Below are 6000 nucleotides of genomic sequence, written 5' to 3'. Positions count from 1 at the left end.
AGTATAGAGAAATACCCGTGTTTCCATGATTCATCCCGCATTTATGCAACGCCAACTGTTTAATTGAAATATTTGCTCACAACTTTCTCAAATTGTGTATCTAACTTACAGCGATTTTCAGGTAAATGAACCATAAATAGACCTCTCTCCAAACCTCTCTCCTAAAAGGAGAGAGGCTTTGATTTTCTCCCCTTCCCTTGTAGGGAAGGGGCTGGGGGTTAGGTCTGATAATTGTGGTCTAAATACATGAAAACTGCTGTAAAAATAGGGTTGGATAAATAAAAAGTATTCGGTACTATAGATGCAAAGTGAAGCAGATGTGGCTATGTTTTGCGCAGTACAACACAAAAGTCTGATGTCTACAACTAGAGAAACTGCCAATCTTTACTATCTAGCTTGTGCAGACATCATCTAGAAAGTTATGGATAAGTTTGCTATTTTAAAGTGAAAATCTTTTCTAAATATCTGAAAACTTGGCAAAAGTTTGCGAAATGATGAAATGGACATTGGAAAAGGCAGAGGTAGAGAGGGGAAAGACCTACTGCAATTTCTCCCCTGCTCACCTCATCTCCACTATTCCCCAGTGCCTATTTACTAGAATGCGACTTTTCCGGCATGACTATATTAGTATGGCTTGCCTTGCCATTTTTGCCGTTAGTATTCCCGTTACCATTGCGGGGATGGATGACACCATAACCGCCGTGGTTACGTTCGTAAATTACATTAATCTCTCCAGTTTCAGAATTATGGAACATATAAAAGTCGTGTCCCACGAGTTGCAGTTGTTCTAGAGCTTCTGCAACAGTCATCGGCGGCATAGAAAAATATTTGGTGCGGACGACTTCGTTGGGCAATTCGGCGGTGCGATCGCCAATTAAATCTGTTACTATCGACTCTGGAATAATTACTTCTGTTGGTTGAGCATGAGTTTTGTGGTCTTGACGCCGTTCTTTATATTTCCGCAGTTGACGCGCAATTTTATCTGCAACTAAGTCAATGCTGGCATATAGGCTCTCGCTGCTTTCCTCGGCACGAATAACGCTACCATTAGCATAAATAGTTACTTCAGCCGCTTGTCTTGGATTAATTCGGGGATTCCGGGCGACGCTAAGATGCACATCTACTTCATTTGTAATGCTTTGAAAGTGACTAACTGCTTTTTCAATTTTTTGATGTACATACTCACGAATCGCATCGGTGATTTCAATATTTTTGCCGTGGATGACAAGCTTCATGTAATACTCTCCCGCTGAATATTTTAGATGTGTGAATTGGCTTTGTATGAAAAGAAATTGCGGTAAGGTTTATTACTCCCGCCAAAACAAATTGTGAACTATATTGTATCTACTGCTGTTAAGCTATCTCTCAGGTTGCTGCATCTAAGGAATTGTCAAGTATACCCTTGATTTACCTCCTCATCTCTGCGCTGATGTCTTATTGTATATCCAATTAGCACTCAAGAGTTGAGAAAATCTAATTGTAGCTCCTATGACTACCTTTTCCTTTAAAGGAATGCTTACAGAACTGTTGATATTTGCTCCTTCTGTGTTGGATTGAGGTTTGCTTGCTGTTGTTCAAGAATACAAGGTTCTGTGGAAGTTTGATTTTGTTTGAAATGCAAACAATGATATTAAAGTCATCAGCCAGTACATTCTTCCTTATTGTCTTGGCATAATGCTTATTGCAGAGAATTCCTCCTAAAACCTATTGAGGTTAATATTCAAGCTAGCACTTTGTTTTTTCTAATGCATCTTCCCTTGACTTTCCTTTAAAATCCTTTGCAAAGCTTGACAATTTTTGATTCTCATTAGGTAACTTGAAATATATTTAGTTCTTTATACGGTTGAATTTTGGGATGATCCATAGTACTAGATCGCAAAAAAACATTTGTTTGCTGTATAATCAAGGATTAATGCCTTACTTAGAAGCTCATGGATGGCAGCGATCGCTTCTAAGCGATCGCATTCATGACCCAAGTCTAGATGACGTGTTAATTTTGCTAGAACATCCACCTGTCTACACTCTGGGACAAGGAAGCAACTCAGACTTTCTCAAATTTGATATTGACAAAGGTCAATATGATGTGCGTCGAGTTGAACGAGGCGGTGAGGTTACTTACCATTGTCCCGGTCAACTCGTGGGCTATCCAATTTTAAATCTGCAACGTTATCGGAAAGACCTCCATTGGTACTTGCGGCAACTCGAAGAAGTAATAATTCGCGTATTGGCAATTTATGGATTGCAAGGAGAAAGAATTCCGGCTTTTACTGGCGTTTGGTTGCAAGGGCGAAAAGTTGCGGCTATTGGTATTAAAGTCAGCCGTTGGATTACTATGCACGGCTTTGCGTTAAATGTTTGTCCAGACATGACAGGCTTTGAGCGCATTGTACCCTGCGGTATTTCTGACAAACCTGTAGGCAGTTTAGCCGAATGGATTCCAGGTATCACCTGCCAAGAAGTGCGTTTTTACATAGCACAATCTTTTGCAGAAGTCTTTGGCGTGGAATTAGTAGAATCTCAGCCTCAAGGGTTTTTCCTGTCTGATTAAATTCCGCTTGTAATATGTAATAAATACTATAGCAGTCCTATTTAAATTGTGAGACACTTAGGAGAGTATAGCAGTCCTAAATCATTTGTGAAATATTTTTGGAGTTGGCTGTCATTGGTCATTGGTCATTGGTGATTAAAAAAAGGACAAATGACAAATGATTTAAAATTTTAAATTGGTATAACTGCGATTGTCAAAGCTATAATCCGATTATTTATAAACTTTTATACTAACTTTTTACGGCACTCAAGCACAACTTTGCGCGTGAATTACTCAAATAATCTCCAGCTATATGCCCCATCCATAACATCTCTCAGAGAACGTGATTGGACAGCTTTGATAGAACTATTTGATAGAGACGACGGTGATGAAATTGAAGCCGACATCAGCAGTAGTTTATTTTGGTTAATACCTGAACCTTGTTGGGAAGATGATCCCTTTGATTTTTTGCGCGAGTACCTTTAAAGAGTAGACCTCTTGCAAAAATATATTTTTTCAAAATAGGGAAAAGGGTAAAGGTTAAAGGGAAAGGATTTTGAGTTTCTTTACCCTTTTCCCCTTCGCCTTTACCCCGACAAATGCCAAGAAGTCTAGTGATGAGTGAGGAGTTTAAAAGAAGTTTTTAATTACGAATTACGAATTACGAATTACGAATTATTTGAAGGCGACTTAGGAAAATACGTAGGCGATCGCTTTGGGGATTGGTCAGCACTTCATAGGCTGGGCCTTGTTCTGTGACAATACCTTTGTCTAAAAATATCACTTGATGGGCTACTTCTTTTGCAAATTGCATTTCATGGGTGACAACCACCATTGTCATGCCTTCTGTGGCTAATTGTTGCATCACTTGCAGAACTTCACCGACGAGTTCGGGATCTAGGGCGCTGGTGGGTTCGTCAAATAGCATGATTTGAGGATTCATACATAAACTACGAGCGATCGCTACTCGTTGCTTTTGTCCGCCAGAAAGTTGTTCGGGATAAGCAGAGGCTTTGTCAGATAAACCAACTTTTTCTAAATATAATCTCGCTAGTTGGGCGCTTTCTTTTGGTGTTTTACCCAAGACTTTACGCGGTGCGAGTGTCATATTTTCTAAGACGCTGAGATGGGGAAACAAGTTGAACTGTTGAAAAACCATGCCTACTTGTGTTCGTAGTTGCCGCAGTTGGCTATAGTTGACAGTGGGCCGGGATAAGTTAATTCCGTTGATGATTAAACGCCCGTTGTCTATGGTTTCTAGGCGGTTGAAACAGCGTAGTAGGGTACTTTTACCACAGCCGGAGGAACCGATAACTGCAACGACTTCTCCCCGGTTGATTTCGCCGGTGATTCCTTTGAGGACTTTTAGGGAACCAAAGTTTTTTTCGATATTCTCAAAAATAATCGCAGGGATGGTATTATCCATTACTTGTGTCAAGCTGCTCTACAGTTGATTGTAATATTTTAAGAAACCGCAAAGGCACAGAAGGAGAGAAAATAATATGGCTAAAGTTGGTTTTATGCGTTGGCTGTATTTATGTGTCTTCGTAGGTTTTAGTTGTTTATTACTGATTAGCTGTGCTGTGAACTCTAGCGCGGGGAAAACTTTGCGGGTTGCTACAGAACCGGCGTTTCCACCTTTTGAGTTTCAAGGAAAAGGTGGCGAGTTGCAGGGGTTTTCCATTGATTTGATGAATGCGATCGCTTCTTCTGCTAACTTTAAAGTGAATTTTCAAAGTCTGCCTTTTGATGGGATTATCCCCGCTTTACAAGCTAAAACGGTAGATGCGGCTATTAGTTCGATTACGATCACTGAGGAGAGGGCAAAGACGATTTCTTTTTCCCGTCCTTATTTTAAGGCTGGGTTAGCGATCGCAATTCGTGCAGATAATCAAAATATTACTGGTTTTGACAGTCTCAAAAATAAAAAAATTGCAGTACAAATTGGCACAACCGGGGCTGCAAAGGCTAAGAGTATTCCTGGGGTACAAATTCGCAGTTTTGATTCTGCACCCTTAGCTTTGCAAGAATTGCTCAACAGTAATGTAGATGCGGTAATTAATGATGCACCTGTAACTTTATATGCAATTAATACAGGCAATCTTCAGGGAATTAAAGTAGTACAGAAATTGCTGACGGAAGAGTTTTATGGAATTGCTACAGCTAAAAACTCGCCAAATTTGACATTGATAAATGATGGCTTGGATAGAGTGCTGAAAAATGGCACTTATTCTCAAATTTACCAGAAATGGTTTAAAGTTGAACCACCATCACTACCAGCTAAATCACCATTTGAGAATCAAACTAACGCTGGCGCATCTAAAATATTAACTTCAATTAGGGTGATATTGCAGGCTTTTCCAAGTCTATTGCAGGGTGCATTGGTAACGTTGCAATTGACAATACTTTCGGTAGTATTTGGTTTAATTGGCGGTTGCTTAATTGGTATTGTTCGCCTTTCTCATATTGCACCTGTGCGTTGGTTGGCGAGGGCGTATGTAGATTTTTTTCGAGGAACGCCTTTGCTGGTGCAAATTTTTATGATTTACTTTGGTTTACCAGCAATTTTACAAGAACTTGGTTGGACATTTTCTTTCGATCGTCTAACTGCTGGGGTAATTGCTTTAAGTTTGAATAGCGCTGCATACATTGCCGAAGTTGTTCGTGCTGGAATTCAATCAATTGAACCAGGACAAGCAGAAGCAGCAAAATCATTAGGTTTGAGTTCTGTGCAAACTATGAGTTATGTAATTTTTCCCCAAGCTTTCCGGCGGATGATTCCACCTTTGGGCAATGAGTTTATCAGTTTATTGAAAGATACTAGCTTAGTTTCTGTGATTGGGTTTGAAGAATTACTACGTAAAGGACAGCTAATTGTTGCTGATAACTATCGCGCTTTTGAAATTTACGCAGGTGTAGCAGTGGTTTATTTGTGTTTGACGCTACTTTCTTCCCAAGCATTTAGCCGATTAGAAGCTTGGATGAATCCCATCAAGCGCTAAGAGACTTTCAAAAATAATTTCTCAAAATCCAGAGAATGATAATCAATATGCTTGGAAAGCTAATTTTTTGGGATAGGTAGCAGTTGGGGGTTAAAATCCTTAAGAGAAAATCAAACTTAATAAAATGTGTTCTAATATACCTTTTTTTCAGGTAATTCTAATCCATTGTTTAATTTAACTTAATACTTTGCTACAAATCCAATAAAAAAGTTATGTAACATCAATCAGATAACAGTATTGTTATCATGGACTTGTAATCATTAAGAAATGTAAATAGTAACTATAACCGTAAGTCAATTTAACTTAATGATTTTGTGCTTGCTATTTCAGGGCTGAGTATGCCAGTACAACTTTGTTGCAATTAAAACTCAATGAATAGGTTTGAACTATTCAATGCAAGTCTAGTTTCGGCTGCATTGTAACAGTTCACCTTGGCAGCCAAAAATTAAAAACTTTTCATTAGAGGAGAAG

The 6000-nt window shown here is 39.1% G+C and carries 5 protein-coding genes; 3 read left to right on the top strand and 2 right to left on the bottom strand.

All coding sequences use genetic code 11. From position 1 onward, the window contains the following. Positions 1-587: 587 nt before the first annotated feature. Positions 588-1235 (bottom strand): ribosome hibernation-promoting factor, HPF/YfiA family, encoded by a 648-nt coding sequence (hpf, locus tag RMY64_RS29940; protein WP_322683403.1) that lies wholly within the window; start codon positions 1233-1235, stop codon positions 588-590. A gap of 620 nt (positions 1236-1855) precedes the next feature. Here hpf and lipB point away from each other — a divergent pair. Further along, positions 1856-2548 carry a lipoyl(octanoyl) transferase LipB gene (gene lipB, locus RMY64_RS29935; RefSeq protein WP_322701907.1) on the top strand — a complete coding sequence of 231 codons (693 nt, stop codon included), beginning with the start codon at positions 1856-1858 and terminating at the stop codon, positions 2546-2548. A 264-nt stretch (positions 2549-2812) separates the two neighbouring features. Further along, positions 2813-3013, top strand: a complete 201-nt coding sequence (locus tag RMY64_RS29930; RefSeq protein ID WP_322683405.1) for a hypothetical protein — start codon at positions 2813-2815, stop codon at positions 3011-3013. 175 nt (positions 3014-3188) lie between these two features. On the opposite strand, the gene RMY64_RS29925 is transcribed toward RMY64_RS29930, so the two are convergent. Continuing rightward, positions 3189-3953: an amino acid ABC transporter ATP-binding protein gene (locus RMY64_RS29925; protein ID WP_322670806.1), complete on the bottom strand. Its 765-nt coding sequence runs from the start codon at positions 3951-3953 to the stop codon at positions 3189-3191. A gap of 76 nt (positions 3954-4029) precedes the next feature. Here RMY64_RS29925 and RMY64_RS29920 point away from each other — a divergent pair, with 76 nt between their 5' ends. Beyond that, a complete protein-coding gene (locus RMY64_RS29920; protein WP_322701906.1) occupies positions 4030-5529 on the top strand; it encodes an ABC transporter permease subunit in 1500 nt (499 codons plus the stop codon). Positions 5530-6000 lie beyond the last annotated feature (471 nt).

Source organism: Nostoc sp. DedQUE08 (genome assembly GCF_034530895.1).
GTDB lineage: Bacteria > Cyanobacteriota > Cyanobacteriia > Cyanobacteriales > Nostocaceae > Nostoc.
This window is presented reverse-complemented; position numbering and strand designations above follow the sequence as displayed.

Bases quoted from the DNA above. Each gene is read 5' to 3' on its own strand.
- lipB (WP_322701907.1), top strand. From the start codon at position 1,856: ATGATCCATAGTACTAGATCGCAAAAAAACATTTGTTTGCTGTATAAT.
- RMY64_RS29925 (WP_322670806.1), bottom strand. From the start codon at position 3,953: ATGGATAATACCATCCCTGCGATTATTTTTGAGAATATCGAAAAAAAC.
- hpf (WP_322683403.1), bottom strand. From the start codon at position 1,235: ATGAAGCTTGTCATCCACGGCAAAAATATTGAAATCACCGATGCGATT.
- RMY64_RS29920 (WP_322701906.1), top strand. From the start codon at position 4,030: ATGGCTAAAGTTGGTTTTATGCGTTGGCTGTATTTATGTGTCTTCGTA.